Source organism: Dryocola clanedunensis (assembly GCF_038405435.1).
Lineage (GTDB): Bacteria > Pseudomonadota > Gammaproteobacteria > Enterobacterales > Enterobacteriaceae > Dryocola > Dryocola clanedunensis_A.
Genome location: NZ_JBBYHZ010000141.1, coordinates 1 through 262, shown reverse-complemented (window position 1 = coordinate 262; position 262 = coordinate 1). Strand labels below are relative to the sequence as shown.

Genomic DNA, 262 nt, shown 5'->3' with positions numbered 1-262 from the left:
GCGCGAGAACCGCCGCGCCAGCGAGCGCACCTCGCGCTGGCTGCGCCTGCGCTGCGGCGCCCAGGCCTACGCGCTCGAACTGCTCAAGGTCCAAGAGGTGGTCCTGCCCGTGCCTCTGCTGCCCCTGCGCGGCACCTCCCCGGCGATGCTGGGCATCATGACCCTGCGTGGCCAGGTCGTGCCGGTAATGGACCTGGGCCTCCACCTGGGCAGCAGTGCGGCCGACAATGACGCCAACACCCGCATCGTGGTGCTGGAGGAG

Annotated in this window: 1 protein-coding gene; it reads left to right on the top strand. The window is 71.4% G+C overall.

Features of this window, described 5'->3' with window-relative positions:
* The coding region (locus AAE045_RS23885) for a chemotaxis protein CheW (RefSeq protein ID WP_455549784.1) at positions 1-262 on the top strand (262 nt) is incomplete at both ends.